We start from the raw sequence: 25,661 nt of genomic DNA, 5'->3' as shown, positions 1-25,661 counted from the left end.
ATAAAACGTTTTCAAGGAAGGTAACGATATGTCTGAAGAAACAATTGATTATGGACAAGTGACAGGAATGGTGCATTCGACAGAAAGCTTTGGGTCAGTAGATGGGCCTGGTATTCGCTTTATTGTCTTTTTGCAGGGCTGTCACATGCGTTGCCAGTATTGCCACAACCCGGACACTTGGGCTATGGAGTCCAATAAATCACGTGAACGGACGGTAGATGATGTCTTGGCAGAGGCCTTGCGCTACCGTGGTTTCTGGGGAAATAAGGGTGGGATTACAGTCAGTGGAGGAGAAGCCCTCTTGCAGATTGATTTCTTGATTGCCCTCTTCACTAAGGCTAAGGAACAAGGAATCCACTGTACCTTGGATACCTGTGCCCTTCCTTTCCGTAATAAACCACGTTACCTTGAGAAGTTTGACAAACTCATGGCTGTCACTGACTTGGTTCTTTTGGATATCAAGGAAATCAACGAAGCACAGCATAAGATTGTCACTAGCCAAACCAATAAAAATATCTTGGCCTGTGCCCAGTATCTATCAGATATTGGAAAACCTGTCTGGATTCGCCACGTGCTAGTTCCAGGATTGACAGATAGAGATGATGACTTGATTGAACTTGGTAAGTTCGTCAAGACCCTTAAAAATGTTGATAAGTTTGAAATTCTACCTTATCATACCATGGGAGAATTCAAATGGCGTGAACTGGGAATTCCATATTCCCTCGAAGGAGTCAAACCACCAACAGCAGACCGTGTGAAAAATGCTAAAAAACTCATGGATACCGAAAGTTATCAAGACTATATGAAACGTGTACATGGATAAAAAAGAAGCCTGATGGAAACATCGGGCTTTTAAGTTTACAAAAATATAGATAATTAAATGAAACAAAATTTTATACTCTTCGAAAATCTCTTCAAACCACGTCAGCGTTGCTTTGTCGTATATATGTGACTAACTTCGTCAGTCTTATCTACAACCTCAAAACCGTGTTTTGAGCAGCCTGCGGCTAGCTTCCTAGTTTGCTCTTTGATTTTCATTGAGTATTAAATCTTTTTTACTCTCTAAATTCTGAAAAAAATCCGAAAATGAGTGTATAAGATATAGTTACTTTTAGAAATATTAAATAGAATAGGAGAACATCTATGGAACAAAGTATTACCATTAAAAATTTATGTAAGTCGTATGGCCAAACTCAAATTTTAAAAGATATTTCTTTTGAAGCAAAAGCAGGTAGAGTGACTGCTTTCCTGGGTCCAAATGGAGCTGGTAAAAGTTCAACCTTACGTATTTTATTAGGATTAGACAAAGCAACATCTGGACTTACCAAAATTGGAGATCAAACTTATAAGGAATTAAAATTTCCTCTAAAGACTGTAGGAGCTTCATTTGACAGTGTAGGTGCTCCTGATGATCGGACTGTTTATCAACATTTGAAAATTGTTGCTGCTAGTAATGGGATATCCAGTCAGCGAATTGAGCAAGTCTTGGATATGGTGGACATTAGCCATAAGAAAAAATCTAAAATTGGAAAATTATCATTAGGAGAAGGACAACGCTTGGGAATTGCAACAGCTCTATTAGGAAATCCTCAGTATCTGATATTGGATGAACCGACAAATGGGTTGGATCCAAGAGGAATTCGGTGGTTTAGAGAGTTTATAAAAAAACAAGCTCAAGAAGGGAAGACTGTCTTGCTATCATCTCATATATTATCGGAAGTGGAAGCAGTAACAGATGATGTAGTTATCATAAATAAAGGAAAAGTTCTTATAAAAGGGACTTTACAAGAAGTGATGAAAAATCTTTCTTCACTAGAAGAAGTCTTCTTTAATTTAACAGAGGGAGGAAAGTAACATGGCACTTATTTACTCTCTTCATTCTGAAATATTGAAATTACTTTATAAGAGAGCTACTCATGTTGTACTATTCTTGATACTGGTATTTCAAACGTTTTTAGCAAATATTGGTGCTTCTCAGATTGTTTCAGTTGGTATCCATGCTACACCAGAGACAAATCCAGAATTAGCAGAAGCTATACCTCCGATTGAATTTTTAGGTTTTGATGTCACTTTATTTGGTGTTTTTATTATGATTATCCTCGGCTCAATTTACGGAGCCGAGGAGTATAAATGCTCTGCTATTCGTACAAGCCTCCTCTCTATTACAAATCGAAGTACTTTCCTAGTTTCAAAAACATTAGTTTGGCTTGTATTTTCTTTTTTCATTTCCTTTCTATCAATATTCTTGACGATTAACATGACACATTATGTTTTAGGACAAGATGGCTTATTACTTTTTTCACTAAATGGGACAGTTTGGTTCTATATATTTTTAGCCAGTATAGCTTGGACTTTGTTGGGACTGCTGGCCTATATTATGGCTTTGACATTTAAAACAGCTATTGTTCCTCTATTATTTTTGCTTCCTCAAGTCTACAATTTAGGAACATTCTTAGCAAACTATATATCGGTTGCAAAACTTCTTCCAGTTGCATTGGGGCAAGGATTGATTGCTACATCTCCTCAAATTTTAGAACATAATAGTTTACAAAATATTTTATTTTTACTTTGTTGGAACTTCTCATTCTTGGCTTTAGCAATTTACCGCTTACTTAAGTCAGATATTGGAGGAGGTGAATAAGTTGAAAGAGCAACTTAAAAGTGAGTATCTCAAGTTTATTATGAATACTTGGCTCTGGTTGATTATAGGTGCTCTGTTACTGTGTGTTCCAGCGATGGTTATTTTTTTAAATAGTAAGCCAGACCAGTTGACCCTACAGTTTGTTTTGGAACAGCTACTGCAAAGTCTCTATTTAGGACAGGCAGGTTTCATTAGTCTAGCGGTCTTATTTATAGGTCAAGAATTTACAGGTTCTAGCCTTCGTACCAGTTTTCTTACCTGTCCAAACCGTTTGAAATTTATAATATCTAAACTAGCTATTCTATTATGTATTGAAATTGTCCTATTGGTCGCTGTAATATCATTATGTGTACTACTCGCCCAAGGATACTACAATATCAATCTTTTGAGCGATATTAAAAATGTTCTGACAATCCTATTTCCAGCATGTATTTCTATTCTAACCTTCTCTCTTTTAAGTTGTGTTTTTGTATTTATTTCCCAGTCTTTTATCTTAATTTTGGGAATAAGTTTATCCCTTTTATTGGGGTTGGGACAAATGTTACTACAATTCAGTTCTTTTTTTAGAAATTTACCATTACTAGCTAGTATGAATTGTTTTTATACCCATCCCTTGTCGCTTTATTATCCAGTGTGGAAAGGCTTAGGGATACAAATAGTTTGGTTATTAATTGTTTTTGTATTTGCTACACTGATACTTATAGGAAGAAATGTACGCTAAAGACAGGGGATATCCTGTCTTTTTTTCGGTTAGTGCTATAATATAGTTAGGAGGGTGAGTTATGGCTTATAAAATTTTGGTGCTAGATGATGATCTTGCTATTCTTCGCCTAATAAAAAAAGTACTAGAATATGAAAAATATGAAGTAGTCATACGAAATAAGATAGAAGAGATTGATCTTTGTGATTTTACAGGATTTGACTTGATTTTATTAGATATTATGATGCCTGTTAGTGGTTTAGAAATCTGTCAGATGATTCGCGAGCAGATAACTGTTCCTATCTGTTTTATAACTGCTAAGGATATGGATGAAGATTTGGTAGCTGGAATCAATGCAGGTGCTGATGATTATATTATGAAGCCCTTTAGTATGGAAGAACTTTTAGCACGTGTTAAAATGCACTTACGTCGTGAAGAAAGGACTAAAGGAAATGTTCATCAAATAAAGATTGGGAAGCTTATACTATATACGGATAGTAAGGAACTATTTGTAAACGATGATAAGATTGCCTTGACAAGGAGGGAATTTGACATAGTGAATCTTTTGGCAAGCAACCCAAGTAAAATATATTCTATTGAGGAAATTTATAATTATCTATATCCACAAAGTTCAGAAGCGCTTTTACGTTCGGTTTCAGAGTACATTTATCAAATTCGTCAAAAGCTGAAACCTTATCAATTAAATCCAATTAAAACCTTGTACGGTGGAGGATATCAATGGGTAGAATCAAAAGTTTTAGACAATTAATTCGAGAAACCTGTTGTAGAATTATTTGGCAGTTTAGTCTTGGCTTACTAATAGCCTATCTTATTCCCTTAGCTTCAGTATCTATACAAATAAATGAAGATGGGAAACCTCTAAACAATAGTGGTGTTCTATCAATCTTTTTTAATGTGTCATCATGGATATATATTTGTCTTTTTTTGATTATTCTAATAAGTTATCACGTTGGAAAATTGTTGAAAAAACTGAGTTATGAAATGACTTTGATTTATGAAAATAGTATATGGTTAGAGCGGGAATGTACNGAAAGATTAACGGTTAAAGAATTTCGTGAGACAGGAAATCGGATTATTGTGATGCAAGATAGAATTCGACAATTAATAATTGATGAAAAAGAACAAAAAGAAGATTTGATGTTTCAGGTTTCAGCAGCTTCTCATGATTTAAAGACTCCCTTAACCATTATTAAGGGGAATGTGGAATTTTTGCAGGCGATAACTGAAAGCGACCAATCTCAAGAATGCTTAGCAGATATAAAAAGAGCTAGTCAACAGTTACTAGATTACTTCAATCAATTGATTCACTATTCGAAAACCTATTATGATGATGAGACAGGTTGGACGGAGTATTCCTCTTCAGATTTTATTAATGAATTAGAGAAAGAAGTCTCTTTTTTGATAAAAAATCAGATGAAGTTCTCTTTTGAACAGAATGTGAACGGAACTGAAAACTATTATATAAATCCATCTCTTCTGATTCGTGCCATACAAAATATTTTAACAAATGCTTTGGAGTATGCAGATAAACAGAATCCTAAAATTAAAATTAGGGTAGAGCAAGAGGCGAAAGAATTGAAAATAGGTATATGGAATAATGGTTCGGAATTTCCAGATGAAGTTTTAAATAATTTTGGAAAGCTCTTTTATCGTATGGATAAAGCTAGATCGGTTAAAGAGCAACATTATGGTATTGGACTAAGTTTTGTATGTAGAGTTGCAAAACTACACAAAGGCCGAGTTGAGCTTAGAAATAGAGACGAGGGAGCAGAAGTTTTAATAACTGTGAAGTGTATTAAATCATAGTCATGCGTAGACTGTTCATTTATGGGACAATTTTTTAAACGCTGTCAGTGTCATATCTTTCTAAGATTCTTACTGACTACATAGATTTCATATGGGGATTCAAAGCAAGGCTTTGGCTAACTTTGTAAAGCTTCAGTGGGTACGTTTTGATTTTTAATGAAGTGGCATTCTGACTATTTTTGATATTACAAAAAGACTTAGCCATCCAGCTAAGCCTCTTTCTTATTATCTTGAACGTTGTTTTCCAGCGTTGCGATTTTTGTGTTTTTTCTTGCTTGTGATAGCAGTTGGTTGTTCAGGGGTAACGTCTTTTCGTCCGTTTGCTGTTGAGAAAGCACTTGCTTTTGGTGGGTTCTTAGCCAGTTCTTCACGGACTTTTTTGCGAAGTTTTGGACGAACGATATAGTTGACGATAAACTGTTGGAGAATCATCATGAAACCACCGACAACCCAGTAAAGTGTGACACTAGCTGGTGAGAATAGGGAGAAGACGACAATCATGAGTGGGCTCATGTAAATCATTTTCTTGATTTGTTCTCTTTGCATTTCATCTTCTACTCCGTGAAGTGAAAGGAGCGATTGAAGATAGTAAAGAACACCAGCGCAGGCAACCAAAATCATACTTGGAGAACCTAGAGGAATTCCTAGGTAGCTTGCTTGAGCAACACCTTCAGTATGTTGGGCAGCAAAGTAGATAGCTGAGAAGAAAGGCATTTGAAGGAGGATAGGGAAACATCCTACACCACCAAACATGCTGATGCCGTGCTCTTTTTGAGCAGCAAAGAGAGCTTGTTGGGCTTCGAGTTTTTCTTCTTGAGTAGTTGCTTCTTTGAGACGCGTTTGGTGTGGCTCAAGGACGTGCTTGAGGGCGTTCATCTTTTCAGAGTGAAGCGTCGCCTTCCATGATTGGTAGATACCAAGTGGCAAGATAATCAAGCGCACGATAATGGTTACGATGATGATACCAACCCCAAAACCAAGTCCCTTGTCATTGGCGAAGTACTTGATAGCTTCAGCCATAGGCGCTCCGATAGTATTCCAAATAAATCCTGTTGGCTGTCCTGTGGCTTTATCGACATTGACACAGCCAGTTAAGACTAGCAACATAGCCACTCCCATAGCTGAGAGTGCAAAACGTTTAATAGATTTCACTGTTTTTATTCCTTCTTTAAAAATTATACCTTTCTATTCTACTGTTTTTTTACAAAATATACAATAGTTCTAGAGACCTAATTTGCGATTTTAAAGTCAGGGTAGGGAGGAAAGTTGCTCAGTTGGACATCTAAGTAGCTGACTTTTGAAAAAGGTGTGGGTCCTTTTCGGATTTCTTGGATAAATTTCGCCATGATAGCAGATGAGTCTGCTTGAGCTAAGATTTCCACTGTACCATCGTCGTTATTCCATACTCGGCCTGTGATGCCACCGATTTCAAGTGCTAAGCTGTAAACACCCCAACGAAAGCCGACTCCTTGTACCCTGCCTTGGGCAATCATTCTAACCTTTTGCATACCAAACCCCTTTGATTGTGTTATAATATTTCTATGACTATTATAACCTCAAAAGCCAATTCTGTGGTAAAAAATGCCAAGAAATTACACCAAAAAAAATACCGCAAGTCTGCTTATTTGATTGAAGGCTGGCACTTGTTTGAAGAAGCTATCCAAGCTGGAGTTACGATTGAGAAAATCTTTGCCCTAGAAAGTTACCGAGATCAGTTAGCCTCGTTTCCGCAAACTGTCTGGGTTTCAGAGGAAATTTTGCTAGATTTGGCGGATTCTCAGACTCCACAGGGCATTGTTGCCGTGGTTCAAAAAGAAGAAGTAGGACAAGCTGATTTGAGTCAGGGTAAGTTCTTGTTTTTGGAAGATGTGCAAGATCCTGGTAATGTGGGAACGATCATTCGAACTGCGGATGCAGCAGGCTTTACTGGAGTAATTGTTTCAGATAAGTCGGCAGATATCTACAGTCTCAAGACCTTACGTTCCATGCAAGGCAGTCATTTTCATCTGCCTATTTACCGGATGTCTAGTCAAGCGCTTCTTAAGGAAACCAAAGAGGCAGGTGTACCTGTGCTGGCAACAACCCTATCTAAAGATTCTGTTGATTACAGAGAACTGGTTCCTATAGAAAATTTTGTATTAGTTATGGGGAATGAGGGGCAAGGAATTAGTCCCCTCATGGCTGAAAGTGCAGACCAGTTGGTTCACATTAGTATGAAGGGGCAGGCGGAGAGTTTGAATGTTGCCGTTGCAGCCGGTATTTTGATTTTCCATTTAAGCTAATTTTAACTTTCTTTGTTATAATCAAGGAAAGATGTTCATACAAGGAAAGATGTTCATAGAAAAGGAGAAAAGATGAATCACACTATTATTCATGACCGCGCAGGTCTCAATCAATTTTACGCTAAGGTTTATGCCTTTGTTGGTCTGGGGATCGGACTATCTGCTTTGGTATCAGGCCTTATGTTGACGGTCTTTCAATCTCAGTTGGTTTACTTTTTGATGCAGGGGCGTCTCTGGTTGACCATTGCTACTTTTGCGGAGTTGGCCTTGGTTTTCGTTGCCAGTAGCATGGCCTTAAAGAATAGTCCAGCGGCTCTTCCAGTATTTTTACTTTACTCCGTTTTAAACGGCTTTACCCTCAGTTTTGTGGTGGCCTTCTATACTCCAGGTACAGTCTTATCTGCCTTTGTATCAAGCGCCCTTCTCTTCTTTGTCATGGCGGCAGTCGGTATGTTCACCAAGAAAGATTTGAGTGGGCTTGGTCGAGCGATGATGGCGGCTCTTATCGGTTTGCTGATTGCCATGGTAGTTAATATTTTCTTGGCTAGCGGTTTCTTTGATTATATGATTAGTGTAGCCATGGTTTTGGTTTTCTCAGGGTTGATTGCTTGGGACAACCAAAGAATTCGTCTCGCTTATGAGCAATCACAAGGCCGTGTAGCGACAGGTTGGGTTGTGTCAATGGCTCTCAGTATCTATCTTGATTTTATCAATCTTTTCCTAAGTATTCTACGTATCTTCGGTCGTAATGACTAAAAGGTCTATGAAATCAGTGTTTTGAGTGACACTGATTTTTTTAAAATTTCTCTTTTCTTTTCTTGGAAATAGGTGTATAATGCTTTTAATTAATTTTTTGAGGAGTAGTTTATGAAGAAAAGTTTTATTCATCAACAAGAAGAGATTTCCTTTGTCAAAAACACTTTTACCCAGTATTTGAAAGATAAGTTAGAAGTTGTCGAAGTTCAAGGTCCTATCTTGAGTAGGGTCGGAGACGGGATGCAGGACAACTTATCAGGTGTGGAGAATGCCGTATCGGTCAAGGTTCTCCAAATCCCTGATGCTACTTATGAAGTGGTGCACTCCCTTGCTAAATGGAAACGCCATACCTTGGCTCGCTTTGGTTTCGGTGAGGGTGAGGGTCTCTTCGTCCACATGAAGGCCCTTCGTCCAGACGAAGATTCGCTGGATGCGACCCACTCTGTTTATGTTGACCAGTGGGACTGGGAGAAGGTTATCCCAAATGGTAAGCGTAACATCGCTTATCTAAAAGAAACAGTTGAGAAGATTTACAAGGCTATTCGCCTTACTGAGCTAGCTGTAGAAGCCCGCTATGACATCGAATCAATCTTGCCAAAACAAATCACCTTCATACATACTGAAGAATTGGTAGAACGCTACCCAGACTTGACACCAAAAGAGCGTGAAAATGCTATTTGTAAAGAATTTGGAGCAGTCTTCTTGATTGGTATCGGTGGGGAATTACCAGACGGTAAACCGCACGATGGACGTGCACCAGACTACGATGACTGGACAAGTGAGTCTGAAAATGGCTACAAGGGTCTAAATGGTGATATTCTTGTCTGGAATGAGTCTCTGGGTGGAGCCTTTGAGTTGTCTTCTATGGGGATTCGTGTAGATGAAGAAACCCTTCGCCGTCAGGTTGCCATCACAGGTGATGAAGACCGCTTAGAATTGGAATGGCACAAGGCTTTGTTAAATGGCCTATTCCCATTGACAATCGGTGGAGGAATTGGACAATCTCGTATGGCCATGTTCTTACTTCGCAAGAAACACATCGGAGAAGTGCAAACAAGTGTTTGGCCTCAAGAAGTTCGCGATACTTACGAAAATATTTTGTAGAGAATCGAACCGCAAGGTTCGGTTTTCTTTCTCTTTTCGCCCATAATTTGGTATAATAAACGGTATGAAAATCGTATCAGGAATCTATGGGGGACGTCCCCTCAAGACACTAGAAGGCAAGACGACAAGACCAACTTCGGATAAGGTTAGGGGAGCTATTTTTAACATGATTGGTCCCTACTTTGAAGGGGGACGAGTCTTGGACCTTTATGCAGGTAGTGGTGGTTTATCTATCGAAGCAGTATCGCGTGGCATGTCCAGCGCTGTTTTGGTGGAACGAGACCGTAAGGCTCAGGCTATTGTGGCTGAAAATATTCAGATGACCAAGGAAGTTGGGAAATTTCAACTTCTTAAAATGGATGCAGAAAGGGCATTGGAACAGGTATCTGGGGGATTTGACCTCATTTTCTTAGACCCTCCTTATGCCAAGGAACAAATCGTAGCAGATATTGAAAAAATGGCTGAGAGAGCGCTTTTTGCTGAAGATGTCATGGTCGTGTGTGAGACGGATAAAGCCGTGGAACTTCCAGAAGAAATTGCCTGCCTGGGTATCTGGAAGGAAAAAATTTATGGAATTAGTAAGGTGACAGTCTATGTCAGATAAGATTGGCTTATTCACAGGCTCATTTGATCCGATGACAAATGGGCATCTGGATATGATTGAACGGGCGAGCAGACTCTTTGATAAGCTCTATGTCGGTATTTTTTTTAATCCCCACAAACAAGGATTTCTTCCTCTTGAAAATCGTAAACGGGGGCTAGAAGAGGCTTTGAAACATTTGGAAAATGTTGAAGTTGTGTCTTCTCATGATGAATTGGTGGTTGATGTCGCAAAAAGACTGGGTGCTACTTGTCTAGTGCGTGGTTTGAGGAATACAGCGGATTTGCAATATGAAGCCAGTTTTGATTACTACAACCATCAGCTGTCTCCTGATATAGAGACCATTTATTTACATAGCCGACCTGAACATCTCTATATCAGTTCATCAGGCGTTAGAGAACTTTTGAAGTTTGGTCAGGATGTTGCCTGCTATGTTCCTGAGAGTATTTTGGAGGAAATAAGAAATGAAAAAAAAGATTAGATGGCCCTTATACGTCATTGCGGCCTTAATTGTGACTTTCTTGGCATTTGTAGTGCCCTTACCCTACTATATAGAAGTTCCAGGTGGTTCGGAAGATATTCGCCAAGTCCTTAAAGTAAATGACACAGAAGATAAGGAAGCTGGGGCCTATCAATTCGTTACGGTTGGTGTTCAGCACGCTACTTTAGCCCATATGATTTATGCGTGGTTGACGCCTTTTACAGATATTCGTAGTGCTCAGGAGACTACAGGTGGCTCTTCTGATGTTGAATTTATGCGTATCAATCAATTCTACATGCAAACATCACAAAACATGGCCAAGTATCAAGGGCTAAAAACAGCTGGTAAGGACATTGAACTCAAATACCTTGGGGTTTATGTTTTGACGGTGACGGATAATTCTACCTTTAAAGGGATTCTCAATATCTCTGATACGGTCACAGCAGTCAATGATCAAACCTTTGATAGTTCCAAAGACTTGATTGATTACGTCAATTCTCAAAAACTAGGGGACTCCGTCAAGGTAACTTATGAAGAGGATGGGCAAACCAAGTCTGCAGAAGGAAAAATCATTACTCTAGAAAATGGAAAAAATGGGATTGGAATCGGCTTGATTGACCGTACAGAAGTGACCAGTGATGTCCCAATTCGCTTTTCAACAGCTGGTATCGGTGGACCAAGTGCAGGTCTCATGTTTAGTCTGGCCATCTATACCCAAATAGCTGACCCTGGCCTTCGAAATGGCCGTATCGTTGCCGGTACAGGTACCATTGACCGTGATGGTAATGTGGGGGATATTGGAGGTATTGATAAAAAAGTTGTAGCTTCGGCTAGAGAAGGTGCCGCGATTTTCTTTGCCCCAGATAACCCTGTTAGCGAAGAAGAACAAAAAGCGCATCCGGATGCGAAAAACAACTACCAAACAGCCCTAGAAGCAGCCAAAACAATCAAGACAGATATGAAAATCGTGCCAGTTAAAACCCTACAAGATGCAATTGATTACTTGAAAAACAATCCCTAGTTTTTGAGTGAAGTTTCCAAACTAGCGCACAAACAGAGAAGATGGTATAATAGTCAAATGGTTCAATTATTATTCACTCTAAGTAGTCACATGCTCTTTATTTATGTGAGTTTTTACCTTTTAAAGGATCTTGTTAGATGGGAAAAGGTTTTAAAAGTGACAACTGAGAATACAGGAAAAGTTCGTTTACTAGTAGCCTTTTTCAGCATTGTCATGGGCTATATCATGAGTTCTTTCTTTATCAGCCTGTATCAGTTGTGGCAAGAAGCGCTTAGAGGATTATTATAAAATCAAATGTAAAGGAAATAAGTATGGAAAAAATTGTGGTTCAAGGTGGCGATAATCGTCTGGTAGGAAGTGTTACGATCGAAGGAGCAAAGAATGCAGTCTTACCCTTGTTGGCAGCAACTATTCTAGCAAGTGAAGGAAAGACCGTCTTGCAGAATGTTCCTATCTTGTCAGATGTTTTCACTATGAATCAGGTGGTTCGTGGTTTGAATGCCAAGGTGGATTTTAATGAGGAGGCTCACCTTGTAGAGGTGGACGCGACTGGCGATATCACTGAGGAAGCTCCTTACAAGTATGTCAGCAAGATGCGTGCATCTATCGTTGTCTTGGGACCAATTCTTGCCCGTGTAGGTCATGCTAAGGTATCCATGCCAGGTGGTTGTACGATTGGTAGCCGCCCTATTGATCTTCATTTGAAAGGTCTAGAAGCTATGGGGGCTAAGATCAGTCAGACAGCTGGTTATATCGAAGCCAAGGCTGATCGCTTACATGGAGCTCATATCTATATGGATTTCCCAAGTGTTGGTGCTACGCAGAACTTGATGATGGCAGCGACCCTAGCTGATGGGGTGACAGTGATTGAAAATGCTGCGCGTGAGCCTGAGATTGTGGACCTAGCCATTCTACTCAATGAAATGGGAGCTAAGGTTAAGGGTGCTGGTACAGAGACCATTGCCATTACCGGTGTTGAGAAACTTCATGGCACGACTCACAATGTAGTCCAAGACCGTATCGAAGCAGGAACCTTTATGGTGGCTGCTGCCATGACTGGTGGTGATGTCTTGATTAAAGACGCTGTCTGGGAGCACAACCGTCCCTTGATTGCCAAATTGCTTGAAATGGGAGTGGAAGTGACAGAGGAGACTGAAGGAATTCGAGTTCGCTCTCAACTAGAAAATTTAAAAGCTGTTCATGTGAAAACCTTGCCCCACCCAGGATTTCCAACAGATATGCAGGCTCAATTTACAGCCTTGATGACTGTCGCAAAAGGCGAATCAACTATGGTGGAGACAGTTTTTGAAAATCGTTTCCAACATCTAGAAGAAATGCGTCGCATGGGCTTGCACTCTGAGATTATCCGTGATACAGCTCGTATTGTTGGTGGTCAACCTTTGCAGGGGGCAGAAGTTCTTTCAACTGACCTTCGTGCCAGTGCTGCCTTGATTTTGACAGGTTTGGTAGCACAAGGAGAAACTGTAGTTGGTAAATTGGTTCACTTGGATAGAGGTTACTACCGTTTCCATGAGAAGTTGGCGCAGCTAGGCGCTAAGATTCAGCGGATTGAGGCAAGTGATGAAGATGAATAAGAAATCAAGCTACGTAATCAAGCGTTTACTTCTAGTCATTTTGGTACTGTTTTTAGGTGCTCTAGCCCTAGGTGTCGGCTTAATGGTAGGTTATGGAATCTTGGGCAAGGGCCAAGATCCATGGGCTATCCTGTCTCCAGCAAAATGGCAGGAATTAATTCATAAATTTACAGGAAATTAGGCTGGAGAACCAGTCTTTTTCTAGAGATAAGGAGAAAAATGGATAAAAAAACAAGACAGACACTAATCGGACTGCTAGTGTTATTGCTTTTGTCTGCAGGGAGCTATTATATCAAGCAGATGCAGTCGACAGCTAATAGTCCCAAAACCAAGCTTAGTCAGAAAAACCAAGCGTCTGAAGCTCCTAGTCAAGCATTGGCAGAGAGTGTCTTAACAGACGCAGTCAAGAGTCAAGTAAAAGGGAGTCTGGAGTGGAATGGCTCAGGTGCTTTTATCGTCAATGGTAATAAAACAAATCTAGATGCTAAGGTTTCAAGTAAGCCCTACGCTGATAATAAAACAAAGACAGTGGGCAAGGAAACGGTACCAACCGTAGCTAATGCGCTCTTGTCTAAGGCTACTCGCCAATACAAGAATCGTGAAGAAACTGGGAATGGTTCGACTTCTTGGACTCCTCCAGGCTGGCATCAGGTTAAGAATCTAAAGGGGTCTTATACCCATGCGGTCGATAGAGGTCACTTGTTAGGCTATGCCTTAATCGGTGGCTTGGATGGTTTTGATGCCTCGACAAGCAATCCTAAAAACATTGCTGTTCAAACAGCCTGGGCAAATCAGGCGCAAGCCGAGGATTCGACTGGTCAAAACTACTATGAAAGCATGGTACGTAAGGCCTTGGATAAAAACAAGCGTGTCCGTTACCGTGTAACCCTTTACTACGCTTCGAATGAGGATTTAGTTCCTTCAGCTTCACAGATTGAAGCCAAGTCTTCAGACGGAGAATTGGAATTTAATGTTCTAGTTCCCAATGTTCAAAAAGGACTTCAACTGGATTACCGAACTGGAGAAGTTACTGTTACTCAGTAAAATACAAAATAAACTCCTATGTCACTTGTGGATGTAGGGGTTCTTTTTTGGACAATTTAAGTAGAACTAGAATAGACACTGAGAAAAAATAATATGTACTGGACTATATTTTGTGATATAATAGACGGTAAGATACTATTTTAGGAGAAGAACTATGGAAGACCCAAGTAGTCAGAATTTGTTGCTACAATTTGTTTTATTGTTTATCTTGACGGTGTTAAATGCCTTTTTCTCAGCCACAGAAATGGCCATGGTGTCACTAAATCGTGCGCGGGTTGAACAAAAGGCAGAAGAAGGAGATAGACGCTATATCCGTCTGCTGAAGGTACTAGAAAATCCTAACCACTTTTTATCAACCATTCAAGTAGGGATTACCCTGATTACGATCTTATCAGGGGCGAGTTTAGCAGAAACTCTAGGACGAGAAATTGCATCTTGGCTTGGAAATGGTGAAACATCTTATGCTGTTGCAAGTTTTCTGTCTTTAGCATTTTTGACTTATATTTCCATCGTTTTTGGGGAATTGTATCCTAAGAGAATCGCTCTTAATCTAAAGGATGCCTTGGCGATTCGTACAGCGCCAGTTATCATTGGGCTTGGGAAACTAGTTAGTCCCTTTGTTTGGCTCTTGTCTGCATCTACCAATCTCTTAAGTCGCTTGACTCCTATGACCTTTGACGATGCTGATGAAAAAATGACCCGTGATGAAATTGAGTACATGTTGACAAATAGTGAAGAAACACTAGATGCTGACGAAATTGAAATGTTACAAGGAATCTTTTCACTGGACGAATTAATGGCCAGAGAAGTCATGGTTCCTCGAACGGATGCCTTTATGGTAGATATTCAGGATGATAGTCAAACCATCATCCAAAGTATTTTAAAACAAAATTATTCTCGTATCCCTGTCTATGATGGGGATAAGGACAATGTGATTGGGATTATTCATACCAAGAGTCTCCTTAATGCGGGCTTTGTGGACGGTTTTGACAATATTGTTTGGAAGAAAATCTTACAAGATCCTCTTTTTGTTCCTGAAACTATTTTTGTGGATGACTTGTTAAAAGAACTGCGCAATACCCAAAGACAAATGGCGATTTTGTTAGATGAATACGGTGGGATGGCTGGTTTGGTGACCCTAGAAGACCTCTTAGAGGAAATCGTTGGGGAAATCGATGACGAAACAGATAAGGCTGAAATCGAAGTTCATAAAATTGGAGAAGATACTTATATTGTTCAAGGTACCATGAATCTCAATGATTTTAATGACTACTTTGATGTTGAACTGGAAAGTGATGACGTTGATACCATCGCTGGTTACTATTTGACAGGAGTTGGGACCATTCCAACGACTGAGAAACTCAGTTATGAATTAGTCAGCCAAAACAAACAACTTATCCTAACCAATGATAAGGTGAAAAATGGACGTGTTACCAAGGTAAAAGTCCAAATTACCGAAGTTGAAATAGAAGAAGAAACAGAGTAAACTAGAGGCTTTTGTCATCATGCGTGACAAAGCTTTTTTCAGTTGATTTTAAAAGGGAATAGTATCCTCGAAAAACTCAGTCCCCAAATCCGCCCCAAAACTTTTCTAAATCTATCCTTATTTATCCGAAGAAAAAATAAAAAAAGCCCTTCAAACTGGGCTTTCTGTTCATTTGAAACCTGACAAATCAAGTTATAGAAGGCGGTAGACGGATTTGAACCGACGATCAAGCTTTTGCAGAGCCGTGCCTTACCACTTGGCTATACCGCCTTAACGTTTATTATTATACCTTGAAAATGATTTTCAGTCAATAGCTTTTTCAGATTTTTTGTGTCAATAAGCCTAAATATTCTGAAAATTCGTTTACTTTTCTTGAAATCTATGGTATAATTGATGATAACCTATACTTTATCAGAGGAGTAAATAAATGAAAAAAAGTAGAGTCTTTGTTGCAGCAGGAGTTGCTTTATTGGCAACAGGTGTGTTAGTGGCTTGTGGGAATTCAAAATCATCTGATTCGACAGCTCCAAAAACCTATGGCTATGTCTATTCGGCTGACCCAGAAACATTAGATTATATTATCTCTGGAAAAGAGAGTACGAAAGTGGCTACTTCAAACGGGATCGATGGCCTCTTCACAAATGACAAATACGGGAATTTGACTCCTGCGGTTGCAGAAGACTGGTCTGTATCAAAAGACGGATTGACATATACCTACAAAATTCGTAAAGGTGTCAAATGGATGACATCCGATGGTGAAGAATATGCCGAAGTGACTGCTAAAGACTTCGTGAATGGATTGAAACATGCGGCAGATAAGAAATCAGAAGCTCTATATCTAGCTGAAACTTCTGTTAAAGGTTTATCTGATTATTTGGCTGGGAATTCAAAAGATTTCTCTACAGTAGGTGTTAAAGCGGTTGATGACTATACTCTTGAGTATACTTTGAACCAACCAGAACCTTACTGGAACTCTAAGATGGTTTATTCAATTTTCTGGCCATTAAACGAAGAATTTGAAAAATCAAAAGGCTCTGATTTTGCTAAAGCGACAGATCCTACATCATTGCTATATAATGGACCTTTCTTGCTTAAAGGTTTGACTGCTAAATCTTCTATCGAATTTGCTAAGAACGAGCAGTACTGGGATAAAGAGAATGTTCATTTAGATACAGCAACACTTGCATATTTTGATGGTTCGGACCAAGAATCACTTGAGCGTAACTTTACAAGTGGAGCTTATAGTTTTGCTCGTCTTTACCCAACAAGTTCAAACTTCTCAAAGGTAGAGGAGTCATACAAGGATAATATTTTCTACACTCCGTCAGGAGCTGGTATTGGAGGTTTAGGTGTAAATATCGATCGACAAAATTACAAATATACATCTAAAACGACAGATGAAGAGAAAACATCTACTAAGAAAGCTCTTCTTAACAAAGACTTCCGCCAAGCCTTGAACTTTGCCTTTGACCGTACAGGTTATTCTGCTCAAGTTAACGGTAAAGAAGGTGCTCCTCTCGCAGTTCGTAATTTATTTGTGAAACCAGACTTTGTGACTGCAGGCGAAAAAACTTTCGGTGACTTGGTTGCTGAAAAAGTTAAGACTTATGGAGATGAGTGGAAAGATGTAAACTTTGCTGATGGTCAAGACGGTCTCTTTAACGCTGACAAAGCTAAAGCAGAATTTGCTAAAGCTAAAACTGCTCTGGAAGCAGAAGGTGTGAAATTCCCTATCCACTTGGATGTTCCAGTAGACCAAACCTCTAAAAACTTTGTCGCACGGATTCAGTCGTTCAAACAATCAGTTGAAAAAGTTTTAGGCGAAGAAAATGTTGTCATCGATATTCAACAAATTTCTAAAGATGAATTCTTTAATGCGACTTATTATGCTGCTAATGCGGCAGCTGAGGATTGGGATCTTTCAGGTGCGGTTGGATGGAATCCTGACTATGAAGATCCATCAACTTACCTTGATATCCTTAAATCAACTAATAGTGAGCAAACGAAAACTTATATGGGGTATGATGACCCATCAAATGCAGCTGCAGCTAAAGTTGGTGTGAAAGATTACGATAAATTGCTTGATGAAGCTGGAAAAGAAACAAGTGATCTTAACAAACGTTATGAAAAATATGCTGCTGCTCAAGCTTGGTTGACAGACAGTTCACTCTTCTTACCAGCTATGTCTTCTAGTGGTGCTGCACCATTCATTTCTCGTGTTGTACCATTCTCAGCTTCTTATAGCCAATCTGGAGACAAAGGTTCAAATCTCTACTTCAAATATATTCAGTTACAAGACAAAGTTGTAACAAAGGCTGATTATGAACAAGCTCGTGAGAAATGGATTAAAGAGAAAAAAGAATCAAACGAAAAAGTTCAAAAAGAATTGACTAAACACGTTAAATAAATAACTCTCAAGGGAACTTTCTCTCCATGAGGAGAAGGTTCTTTTGGGATTTAAAAAGGAAACGATATGAAGAAATATATTTTTATGCGTGTCTTGCGGTCATTGGTTTCTATCTTCTTAGTAACAACCTTGACTTACACGATTATCTATACAATGGTTCCTCGAAAATTGATTTTCAAACAGGATACCAACTATAACAAGATTGCGACAACTGCTGATAAGCGTGATAACTATGAGAACACTGTTTATGAGCGTATGGGCTATATCGAGTACTACGATACCAAGGAATTGCAAGAAAAAGCCAGCCAGATGGATGCCTCTGTAACAGTTGAAGCTAATGACACCAACAAGGCTATCTATGAAAAATACATCAAACAAATCGGTCATGGTTGGACCTTGGGAGAATTTACTGAAAGTGGCCAATTCTACGCTACTCGTGAAATCCCAATTTTTGAACGTGTTTTTCACTTCTATGCTAACTTGATTGATATTGACCATACAAATAAAATTCAAGACCCTGAAAATCCAGACTTGAAACGTTATCTTCGTTTTGAAAACGATCCAGCTATCGGATGGTCATTGGTCGGTTCAGGTACTAAACACAAATATCTCTTGTACTTCAACAGTCAGTTCCCATTTGTGCATCAAAACTTTGTGAACATCAATTTAGGTGACTCTTATCCAACCTATGCTAATAGCCCTGTTTTACAGGTTATTACTCAAGGACAAGGACAAACAAAAACATCTCAAGTTCAGTTCCCAACAGGTAAGAAAACTTCTTCTGTAAATATTTACTCAAGAACCTATAAATCACCTAGTCAGGCTGATTCTCGTGAAGTAGCAAACTACGGAAAAGATGATCCTTATACAGCTACAGAAAGTAACTACCAATATCCTTCAATGATTGCCAGCTCTGCTGTTGTTGGATTGATCGGTTTGGTGATTTCTTATGCGATTGCCGTGCCACTTGGTTCAGCTATGGCTCGCTTCAAGAATACTTGGATTGATAGCTTCTCAACAGGGTTTTTGACCTTCTTGATGGCCCTTCCAACCATTGCTTTGGTTTACATTGTTCGTTTGATTGGATCATCAATTGGTCTTCCAGATTCATTCCCTATTTTGGGTGCTGGAGATTGGCGTTCGTATGTTTTACCAGCAGTTATCCTTGGTTTATTGGGTGCTCCTGGTACAGCTATTTGGATTCGTCGTTACATGATTGACTTGCAATCACAGGACTTTGTTCGTTTTGCTCGTGCAAAAGGTTTGTCTGAAAAAGAAATTTCAAACAAACACATCTTTAAAAATGCCATGGTTCCGCTAGTTTCAGGAATTCCTGGTGCTGTTATCGGGGTTATCGGTGGTGCAACCCTTACTGAAACAGTCTTCGCCTTCCCAGGTATGGGTAAAATGTTGATTGACTCTGTAAAAGCATCTAATAACTCTATGGTCGTTGGTCTTGTCTTCATCTTTACATGTATTTCTATCTTTTCACTTCTTTTGGGAGATATTTGGATGACTATTATTGACCCACGTATTAAATTGACTGAGAAAGGAGGCAAATAATGTCTACAATCGATAAAGAAAAATTTCAGTTCGTAAAACGTGACGATTTTGCCTCTGAAGCCATTGATGCGCCAGCTTATTCATACTGGGGTTCAGTGTTTAGACAATTTATGAAGAAAAAATCAACTGTAGTCATGTTGGGAATCTTGGTAGCTATCATTTTGATGAGTTTCATCTACCCAATGTTTTCTAAGTTTGATTTTAATGATGTCAGCAAGGTAAACGACTTTAGTGCTCGTTATATCAAGCCAAATGCTGAGCATTGGTTCGGTACAGACAGTAACGGTAAATCTCTTTTTGACGGTGTCTGGTTCGGAGCTCGTAACTCTATCCTCATTTCTGTGATTGCGACAGTAATTAACTTGGTTATCGGTGTTTTTGTCGGTGGTATTTGGGGAATTTCAAAATCAGTTGACCGCGTGATGATGGAAGTTTATAACGTCATCTCAAACATCCCATCTCTTTTGATTGTCATTGTCTTGACTTACTCAATCGGAGCTGGATTCTGGAATCTGATTTTTGCCATGAGTGTAACAACATGGATTGGGATTGCCTTCATGATTCGTGTGCAAATCTTGCGTTACCGTGATTTGGAATACAACTTGGCGTCACGTACTTTGGGAACACCAACCTTGAAGATTGTTGCCAAAAACATTATGCCACAATTGGTATCTGTTATTGTGACAACCATGACTCAAATGCTTCCAAGCTTTATCTCATACGAAGCCTTCTTGTCATTCTTCGGTCTTGGATTACCGATTACCGTGCCAAGTTTGGGGCGTTTGATTTCAGATTATTCACAAAACGTAACAACTAATGCTTACTTGTTCTGGATTCCATTGACAACTCTTGTCTTGGTATCCTTGTCCCTTTTCGTAGTTGGTCAAAACTTAGCGGATGCTAGTGATCCACGTACACATAGATAGGAGTAGAAATGACAAAAGAAAAAAATGTAATTTTGACTGCTCGCGATATTGTCGTGGAATTTGACGTTCGTGACAAAGTATTGACAGCCATTCGCGGCGTTTCCCTTGAACTAGTTGAAGGAGAAGTATTAGCCTTGGTAGGTGAGTCAGGATCAGGAAAATCTGTTTTGACAAAGACTTTCACAGGTATGCTTGAAGAAAATGGTCGCATTGCCCAAGGTAGTATTGACTACCGTGGTCAAGATTTGACAGCTTTATCTTCTCATAAAGATTGGGAACAAATTCGTGGGGCTAAGATTGCGACTATCTTCCAAGATCCAATGACTAGTTTGGACCCAATTAAAACAATTGGTAGTCAGATTACAGAAGTTATTGTAAAACACCAAGGAAAAACAGCTAAAGAAGCGAAAGAATTGGCGATTGACTACATGAATAAGGTTGGGATTCCAGACGCAGATAGACGTTTTGATGAATACCCATTCCAATATTCTGGAGGAATGCGTCAACGTATCGTTATTGCTATTGCCCTTGCCTGCCGACCTGATGTCTTGATCTGTGATGAGCCAACGACAGCCTTGGATGTGACCATCCAAGCTCAGATTATTGATTTGCTAAAATCTTTACAAAACGAGTACCATTTCACAACAATCTTTATCACCCATGACCTTGGTGTGGTAGCAAGTATTGCGGATAAGGTAGCAGTTATGTATGCGGGAGAAATCGTTGAGTATGGAACTGTTGAGGAAGTCTTCTATGACCCTCGCCATCCATATACATGGAGTCTCTTGTCTAGCTTGCCTCAGCTTGCTGATGATAAAGGGGATCTTTACTCAATCCCAGGAACACCTCCGTCACTTTATACTGACCTGAAAGGGGATGCCTTTGCCTTGCGTTCTGACTATGCAATGCAGATTGACTTTGAACAAAAAGCTCCTCAATTCTCAGTATCAGAGACACATTGGGCTAAAACTTGGCTACTTCATGAGGATGCTCCGAAAGTAGAAAAACCAGCTGTGATTGCAAATCTCCATGATAAGATTCGTGAAAAAATGGGATTTGCCCATCTGGCTGACTAGGAGGAAGGAAATGTCTGAAAAATTAGTAGAAATCAAAGATTTAGAAATTTCCTTCGGTGAAGGAAGTAAGAAGTTTGTCGCGGTTAAAAATGCTAACTTCTTTATCAACAAGGGAGAAACTTTCTCGCTTGTAGGTGAGTCAGGTAGTGGGAAAACAACTATTGGTCGTGCCATCATTGGTCTAAATGATACAAGTAATGGTGATATCATTTTTGATGGTCAAAAGATTAATGGTAAGAAATCGCGTGAACAAGCTGCGGAATTGATTCGTCGAATCCAGATGATTTTCCAAGACCCTGCAGCAAGTTTGAATGAACGTGCTACTGTTGATTATATTATTTCTGAAGGTCTTTACAATCATCATCTGTTCAAGGATGAAGAAGAACGTAAAGAGAAAGTTCAAAATATTATCCGTGAAGTAGGTCTTCTTGCTGAGCACTTGACTCGTTACCCTCATGAATTCTCAGGTGGTCAACGTCAACGTATCGGTATTGCCCGTGCCTTGGTTATGCAACCAGACTTTGTTATTGCGGATGAGCCCATTTCAGCCTTGGACGTTTCTGTTCGTGCTCAAGTCTTAAACTTGCTCAAAAAATTCCAAAAAGAACTTGGCTTGACCTATCTCTTTATCGCCCATGACTTGTCGGTTGTTCGTTTTATTTCAGATCGTATCGCGGTTATTTACAAGGGTGTTATTGTAGAGGTTGCAGAAACAGAAGAATTGTTTAACAATCCAATTCATCCATATACTCAGGCTTTGCTTTCAGCGGTACCTATCCCAGATCCAATCTTGGAACGCAAGAAGGTCTTGAAAGTATATGATCCAGATCAACATGATTATGAGACAGATAAGCCATCTATGGTAGAAATCCGTCCAGGTCACTATGTTTGGGCTAACCAAGCCGAATTGGCACGTTATCAACAAGGGTTAAACTAATAATGGTTTTATAATTTCCATGTCAACTTTTATGGAAATTATAAACCTTTTTTTGTTGGACTGATTTGAAAGTCTTTGAAAGCTACCTGAAAGAATTTTCGAAAAATTTTAAAAAATTCTGAAATATTCTTGACAGGTGATGAAAAAGGTGGTAAGATAGGAAACATCAAAAAAGAAAGCAGAAAAAGAAATGAATAAGAAACAAGCTGTAACGATGAATCAAAACTTTTACTTTAGCTACTTTAGATAGTGTTTGTAGACATGTCACCATGGATGCAAACAGTTCAAGCAATTTGTTTGTATCTATGTGGCTAAGATTTTTGATTGTGGTCCATATAGATGAATATCTAAATGGACTAGCAAAGTTATAACTTGTTAGATTATTTCAAGCATCCGTTTAGATAGTATCTAGGCGGTTTTTTGTTTTATCTTTTCTGAGAAGGAGTTTCATTATGAAAGTTGTTCGAAAATTACTAGCCCCTCTCTTGGTAGTGGGGATCCTCTTGACCTCTCTGATTAGTTTGCATCAGTTGAAGGCAGATAAGAAAAAAGACGTTTTTCGTATCGGTATTTCGCAATTTATTACTCATCAATCTTTGGACGCTACTAGAGAAGGGTTTGTAGATGAACTAGCTAAACAAGGCTATATTGAGGGGAAAAATATCGAGATTGATTTGCAAAATGCACAGGGAGAACAAAGAAATCTAAAAACGATTTCCCAGCAACTAGCAGAATCTAGTGATGTCGTTCTAGCCATCGCAACGCCTTCTGCTCAGAGCTTGGCTAATACAACACAAACGACACCGGTTATCTTTTCAGCTGTAACAGATCCTGTCAGTGCCAAGTTGGTTGAGTCAAGAGAACATCCGGGGGGAAATGTAACTGGAACAAGTGATCAGTCATCAGATGCTATCTCAACCCAAATCAATTTGATAAAGAAAGTGTTGCCAAAAGCTAAAACAATTGGAATCCTCTATACTCAGAGCGAGCCAAACTCAGTTGTCCAAAAGGATGAAGCTAAGCGACTTCTGGAAGAAAAAGGCTTTACCGTTGTTGAAAAAACAATCTTGGACAGTAACAATGTCAAGGCGGCAGCAGAGAGTTTGATGGCAGAAGTGGATATGGTTTTTGTACCAACGGACAATATCATTTCGTCAACCATGGAAACAGTTAAGCAGGTTTCTATTAAACACAAGGTTCCAGTATTCGGTGGCTCAACGGAAATGATTGCGGTTGGTGGTTTGTATAACTACGGTACCAATTATGAAGAATTGGGACGGCAGACAGCCCGCATGTTGATTCGTGTCTTAAAAGGTGAGAAACCAGAAAATATAGCAGTTGAGTTGCCTGAAAAACTGGAATTGCATACCAATCAAGAAATGGCAGATGCACTAGGAATTGATATTAGTAAGTTAGAAGGCAAGGAATAGGGAGGTTTAAGATGAGTTTTGTATTATCTAGTTTATCAGAAGGTTTGTTGTGGTCGATTATGGCCATTGGAGTTTACTTGACTTTCCGTATTTTGGATATTGCGGATATGACTGCTGAAGGAGCCTTTCCTTTGGGGGCAGCTGTCGTTGTATCGCAGATACAGGCAGGGACAAATCCTTGGATTGCGACCTTACTTGCTTTGCTGGCAGGTATGGTAGCTGGTCTTGTATCAGGAATGCTCCACACCAAGATGAAAATCCCAGCTCTCTTGACAGGGATTGTGACCTTGACAGGGCTTTATTCAATCAATATTAAAATCATGGGCAGTGTGCCCAACCTTTCCTTGGGAGATTCTTCAACTGTCTTTAAACAATTGGCGAGCTTGGGGCTGACAAATGAAGAAGCTGTTTTCTCATTCAGTTTGGCCTGTCTCCTACTTGTTTGTTTGGTCTTGACTCTTTTGATGAAAACGGAGATTGGATTGGTCTTGCGTTCGACTGGGGACAATATTCCGATGAGTGAGGCTAATGGGGTCAATGTAGACACCATGAAGATTGTTGGTTACATGATTTCAAATGGTTTGATTGCCCTGTGTGGTTCCTTGTTCGCTCAAAATGATGGATTTTCAGACGTAACCTCTGGGACAGGAACCATCGTTGTTGGTTTGAGTGCAGTTATTATTGCAGAAGTTTTGATACACGACTTGACCATTGGAGGTCGCTTGTTATCTATCGGAATCGGTGCCATTGTTTACCGTTTGATTATTTTAAATATCTATGAAATTCCAAATCTAGATCAAAACCTGGTACGTCTCTTTAATGCAATCTTGCTAGCCTTAGTGTTATTTGCACCAGAACTGCAAAAGAGATTAAAGATTCGTGGTTTGAAACTGAGAAATGAATAGGAGGAGAAAGTTATGGCAAGTTTGTTAACACTTGAAAATATTCACAAAACCTTTGAAGCAGGGACGGTCAATGAGAACCATGTCCTCAAAGGATTAGACTTAGAGGTTGAAGAGGGAGATTTTATCTCTGTGATTGGTGGAAATGGAGCAGGGAAATCCACTTTGATGAATATCTTGGCTGGCAATCTATCGGTGGATGAAGGGGACCTTTTATTGGCAGGCAAATCCATTAAAAATCTTAGTGTAAGAAAGAGAGCCAAGGATATTGCCCGTGTTTTTCAAGATCCTAAGATGGGAACAGCTTCTCGTTTGACGATTGAGGAGAATATGGCTATTGCCTTGAGACGTGGGCAGAAGAGAGGGCTTGGTTGGGGCGTGAAGGAGAAGGAGAGAATCCAGTTCCAAGAGGCCTTGAAAGAGTTGAATATTGGCCTTGAAAATCGCTTGAAAGTGGATACCCAATACCTTTCAGGAGGACAAAGACAGGCCTTGACCCTAGTCATGGCAGCTCTGGTGAAACCTAAACTTTTGCTTTTGGATGAACACACTGCGGCGCTTGATCCGAAAACGAGTCAAATGGTGATGGACTTGACGCAAAAGATTGTGGAACACCATCAGTTGACGACTTTGATGATTACCCACGATATGAACCATGCGATTGAGTACGGCAATCGTATCATTATGCTCTATCAGGGTAAGATAGTGGTGGATGTCAAGGGAGAGGAGAAAAAGCATCTGACGGTTGAAAATCTCATGCATCTCTTCCAGAAAAATAGTGGTCAAAGTCTGGTCAGTGATGAATTGGTTTTGGGATAAAGAAAAAGGCTGAGATCTGGTGTCTCAGTCTTTTATTAGTATAAATGGATAGGCAGAAATATG

27 protein-coding genes and 1 tRNA gene are annotated in these 25,661 nt (G+C 39.5%); 25 read left to right on the top strand and 3 right to left on the bottom strand.

The genetic code is table 11. The annotated features are described in order from the left end of the window. Nucleotides 1–28: 28 nt before the first annotated feature. From pflA to D8836_RS03400, 6 genes are all read left to right on the top strand, one after another. A complete protein-coding gene (gene pflA, locus D8836_RS03425; RefSeq protein ID WP_049510780.1) occupies nt 29–823 on the top strand; it encodes a pyruvate formate-lyase-activating protein in 795 nt (264 codons plus the stop codon). 320 nt (nt 824–1,143) lie between these two features. Continuing rightward, the gene (locus D8836_RS03420) at nt 1,144–1,854 is read left to right on the top strand and encodes an ABC transporter ATP-binding protein (protein WP_049551412.1); all 711 of its coding nucleotides are present in this window, start codon (nt 1,144–1,146) and stop codon (nt 1,852–1,854) included. A 1-nt stretch (nt 1,855) separates the two neighbouring features. After that, a complete protein-coding gene (locus tag D8836_RS03415) occupies nt 1,856–2,641 on the top strand; it encodes an ABC transporter permease (RefSeq protein WP_125393142.1) in 786 nt (261 codons plus the stop codon). Between the two features lies 1 nt (nt 2,642). Beyond that, complete coding sequence (locus D8836_RS03410; RefSeq protein ID WP_125393141.1) at nt 2,643–3,362, top strand: ABC transporter permease; 720 nt, start codon at nt 2,643–2,645, stop codon at nt 3,360–3,362. A 61-nt stretch (nt 3,363–3,423) separates the two neighbouring features. Beyond that, a complete protein-coding gene (locus D8836_RS03405) occupies nt 3,424–4,110 on the top strand; it encodes a response regulator transcription factor (RefSeq protein WP_125393140.1) in 687 nt (228 codons plus the stop codon). Beyond that, nucleotides 4,080–5,168, top strand: a complete 1,089-nt coding sequence (locus D8836_RS03400; RefSeq protein WP_125393139.1) for a sensor histidine kinase — start codon at nt 4,080–4,082, stop codon at nt 5,166–5,168. The genes D8836_RS03405 and D8836_RS03400 overlap by 31 nt, the downstream gene beginning before the upstream one ends. Nucleotides 5,169–5,393: 225 nt before the next feature. Here D8836_RS03400 and yidC read toward each other — a convergent pair whose 3' ends face one another. Both yidC and D8836_RS03390 read right to left on the bottom strand, forming a co-directional pair. Then, nucleotides 5,394–6,320, bottom strand: coding sequence for a membrane protein insertase YidC (gene yidC, locus D8836_RS03395; RefSeq protein WP_045612759.1), 927 nt, complete (start codon nt 6,318–6,320; stop codon nt 5,394–5,396). A gap of 77 nt (nt 6,321–6,397) precedes the next feature. Continuing rightward, on the bottom strand, nt 6,398–6,676 hold the full coding sequence (locus D8836_RS03390; RefSeq protein ID WP_020903085.1) for an acylphosphatase: 279 nt from the start codon (nt 6,674–6,676) through the stop codon (nt 6,398–6,400). Nucleotides 6,677–6,709: 33 nt separating this feature from the next. Between D8836_RS03390 and D8836_RS03385 the strand changes: the two genes are divergently transcribed. The 11 genes from D8836_RS03385 (at nt 6,710) to D8836_RS03330 (ending at nt 15,538) form a co-directional block, all read left to right on the top strand. After that, a complete protein-coding gene (locus tag D8836_RS03385) occupies nt 6,710–7,450 on the top strand; it encodes a TrmH family RNA methyltransferase (RefSeq protein ID WP_125393138.1) in 741 nt (246 codons plus the stop codon). Between the two features lie 72 nt (nt 7,451–7,522). After that, nucleotides 7,523–8,206 carry a Bax inhibitor-1/YccA family protein gene (locus tag D8836_RS03380; RefSeq protein ID WP_125393137.1) on the top strand — a complete coding sequence of 228 codons (684 nt, stop codon included), beginning with the start codon at nt 7,523–7,525 and terminating at the stop codon, nt 8,204–8,206. Nucleotides 8,207–8,317: 111 nt separating this feature from the next. Beyond that, entirely contained in the window at nt 8,318–9,310 is a 993-nt protein-coding gene (gene asnA, locus D8836_RS03370) for an aspartate--ammonia ligase (RefSeq protein WP_000748003.1), read from the top strand. 64 nt (nt 9,311–9,374) lie between these two features. Continuing rightward, nucleotides 9,375–9,914, top strand: coding sequence for a 16S rRNA (guanine(966)-N(2))-methyltransferase RsmD (gene rsmD / locus D8836_RS03365; RefSeq protein ID WP_125393136.1), 540 nt, complete (start codon nt 9,375–9,377; stop codon nt 9,912–9,914). Next, nucleotides 9,904–10,392, top strand: coding sequence for a pantetheine-phosphate adenylyltransferase (gene coaD / locus D8836_RS03360; RefSeq protein ID WP_125393135.1), 489 nt, complete (start codon nt 9,904–9,906; stop codon nt 10,390–10,392). Before rsmD ends, coaD begins: the two co-directional genes overlap by 11 nt. Next, nucleotides 10,376–11,413 (top strand): SepM family pheromone-processing serine protease, encoded by a 1,038-nt coding sequence (locus tag D8836_RS03355; RefSeq protein ID WP_000727281.1) that lies wholly within the window; start codon nt 10,376–10,378, stop codon nt 11,411–11,413. The genes coaD and D8836_RS03355 overlap by 17 nt, the downstream gene beginning before the upstream one ends. 57 nt (nt 11,414–11,470) lie before the next feature. Beyond that, a complete protein-coding gene (locus D8836_RS03350) occupies nt 11,471–11,701 on the top strand; it encodes a DUF1146 family protein (protein ID WP_000250396.1) in 231 nt (76 codons plus the stop codon). 23 nt (nt 11,702–11,724) lie between these two features. After that, nucleotides 11,725–13,008 carry a UDP-N-acetylglucosamine 1-carboxyvinyltransferase gene (gene murA, locus D8836_RS03345; protein WP_125393134.1) on the top strand — a complete coding sequence of 428 codons (1,284 nt, stop codon included), beginning with the start codon at nt 11,725–11,727 and terminating at the stop codon, nt 13,006–13,008. Beyond that, nucleotides 13,001–13,189 carry a DNA-directed RNA polymerase subunit beta gene (locus D8836_RS03340; RefSeq protein ID WP_033684807.1) on the top strand — a complete coding sequence of 63 codons (189 nt, stop codon included), beginning with the start codon at nt 13,001–13,003 and terminating at the stop codon, nt 13,187–13,189. Before murA ends, D8836_RS03340 begins: the two co-directional genes overlap by 8 nt. 38 nt (nt 13,190–13,227) lie before the next feature. Then, entirely contained in the window at nt 13,228–14,052 is an 825-nt protein-coding gene (gene endA / locus D8836_RS03335) for a DNA-entry nuclease EndA (RefSeq protein ID WP_125393133.1), read from the top strand. Nucleotides 14,053–14,206: 154 nt separating this feature from the next. Then, nucleotides 14,207–15,538: a hemolysin family protein gene (locus D8836_RS03330; protein ID WP_084864520.1), complete on the top strand. Its 1,332-nt coding sequence runs from the start codon at nt 14,207–14,209 to the stop codon at nt 15,536–15,538. Nucleotides 15,539–15,737: 199 nt separating this feature from the next. Here D8836_RS03330 and D8836_RS03320 read toward each other — a convergent pair. Then, a tRNA-Cys gene (locus tag D8836_RS03320) sits at nt 15,738–15,808 on the bottom strand. A gap of 157 nt (nt 15,809–15,965) precedes the next feature. Between D8836_RS03320 and D8836_RS03315 the strand changes: the two genes are divergently transcribed. From D8836_RS03315 to D8836_RS03280, 8 genes are all read left to right on the top strand, one after another. Continuing rightward, complete coding sequence (locus tag D8836_RS03315) at nt 15,966–17,945, top strand: peptide ABC transporter substrate-binding protein (RefSeq protein WP_020902007.1); 1,980 nt, start codon at nt 15,966–15,968, stop codon at nt 17,943–17,945. A gap of 66 nt (nt 17,946–18,011) precedes the next feature. Continuing rightward, the gene (locus tag D8836_RS03310; RefSeq protein WP_000759915.1) at nt 18,012–19,508 is read left to right on the top strand and encodes an ABC transporter permease; all 1,497 of its coding nucleotides are present in this window, start codon (nt 18,012–18,014) and stop codon (nt 19,506–19,508) included. Continuing rightward, entirely contained in the window at nt 19,508–20,434 is a 927-nt protein-coding gene (gene oppC / locus D8836_RS03305; RefSeq protein ID WP_000103691.1) for an oligopeptide ABC transporter permease OppC, read from the top strand. The genes D8836_RS03310 and oppC overlap by 1 nt, the downstream gene beginning before the upstream one ends. An 8-nt stretch (nt 20,435–20,442) precedes the next feature. Further along, the gene (locus D8836_RS03300; protein WP_000159550.1) at nt 20,443–21,510 is read left to right on the top strand and encodes an ABC transporter ATP-binding protein; all 1,068 of its coding nucleotides are present in this window, start codon (nt 20,443–20,445) and stop codon (nt 21,508–21,510) included. Nucleotides 21,511–21,520: 10 nt separating this feature from the next. Beyond that, a complete protein-coding gene (locus D8836_RS03295) occupies nt 21,521–22,447 on the top strand; it encodes an ATP-binding cassette domain-containing protein (protein WP_001291285.1) in 927 nt (308 codons plus the stop codon). A gap of 452 nt (nt 22,448–22,899) precedes the next feature. After that, nucleotides 22,900–23,877, top strand: coding sequence for an ABC transporter substrate-binding protein (locus tag D8836_RS03290; protein WP_060627154.1), 978 nt, complete (start codon nt 22,900–22,902; stop codon nt 23,875–23,877). Between the two features lie 11 nt (nt 23,878–23,888). Next, entirely contained in the window at nt 23,889–24,782 is an 894-nt protein-coding gene (locus D8836_RS03285) for an ABC transporter permease (protein ID WP_000011439.1), read from the top strand. 12 nt (nt 24,783–24,794) lie between these two features. After that, entirely contained in the window at nt 24,795–25,598 is an 804-nt protein-coding gene (locus tag D8836_RS03280) for an ABC transporter ATP-binding protein (protein WP_024057379.1), read from the top strand. The last annotated feature ends 63 nt before the right edge of the window (nt 25,599–25,661 follow it).

The sequence above is a fragment of the Streptococcus mitis genome (assembly GCF_003942995.1).
Taxonomy (GTDB): Bacteria; Bacillota; Bacilli; order Lactobacillales; family Streptococcaceae; genus Streptococcus; species Streptococcus mitis_CV.
The sequence above is the reverse complement of the archived record's forward strand: the minus strand, read 5'-3'. Positions and strand labels throughout refer to the sequence as shown.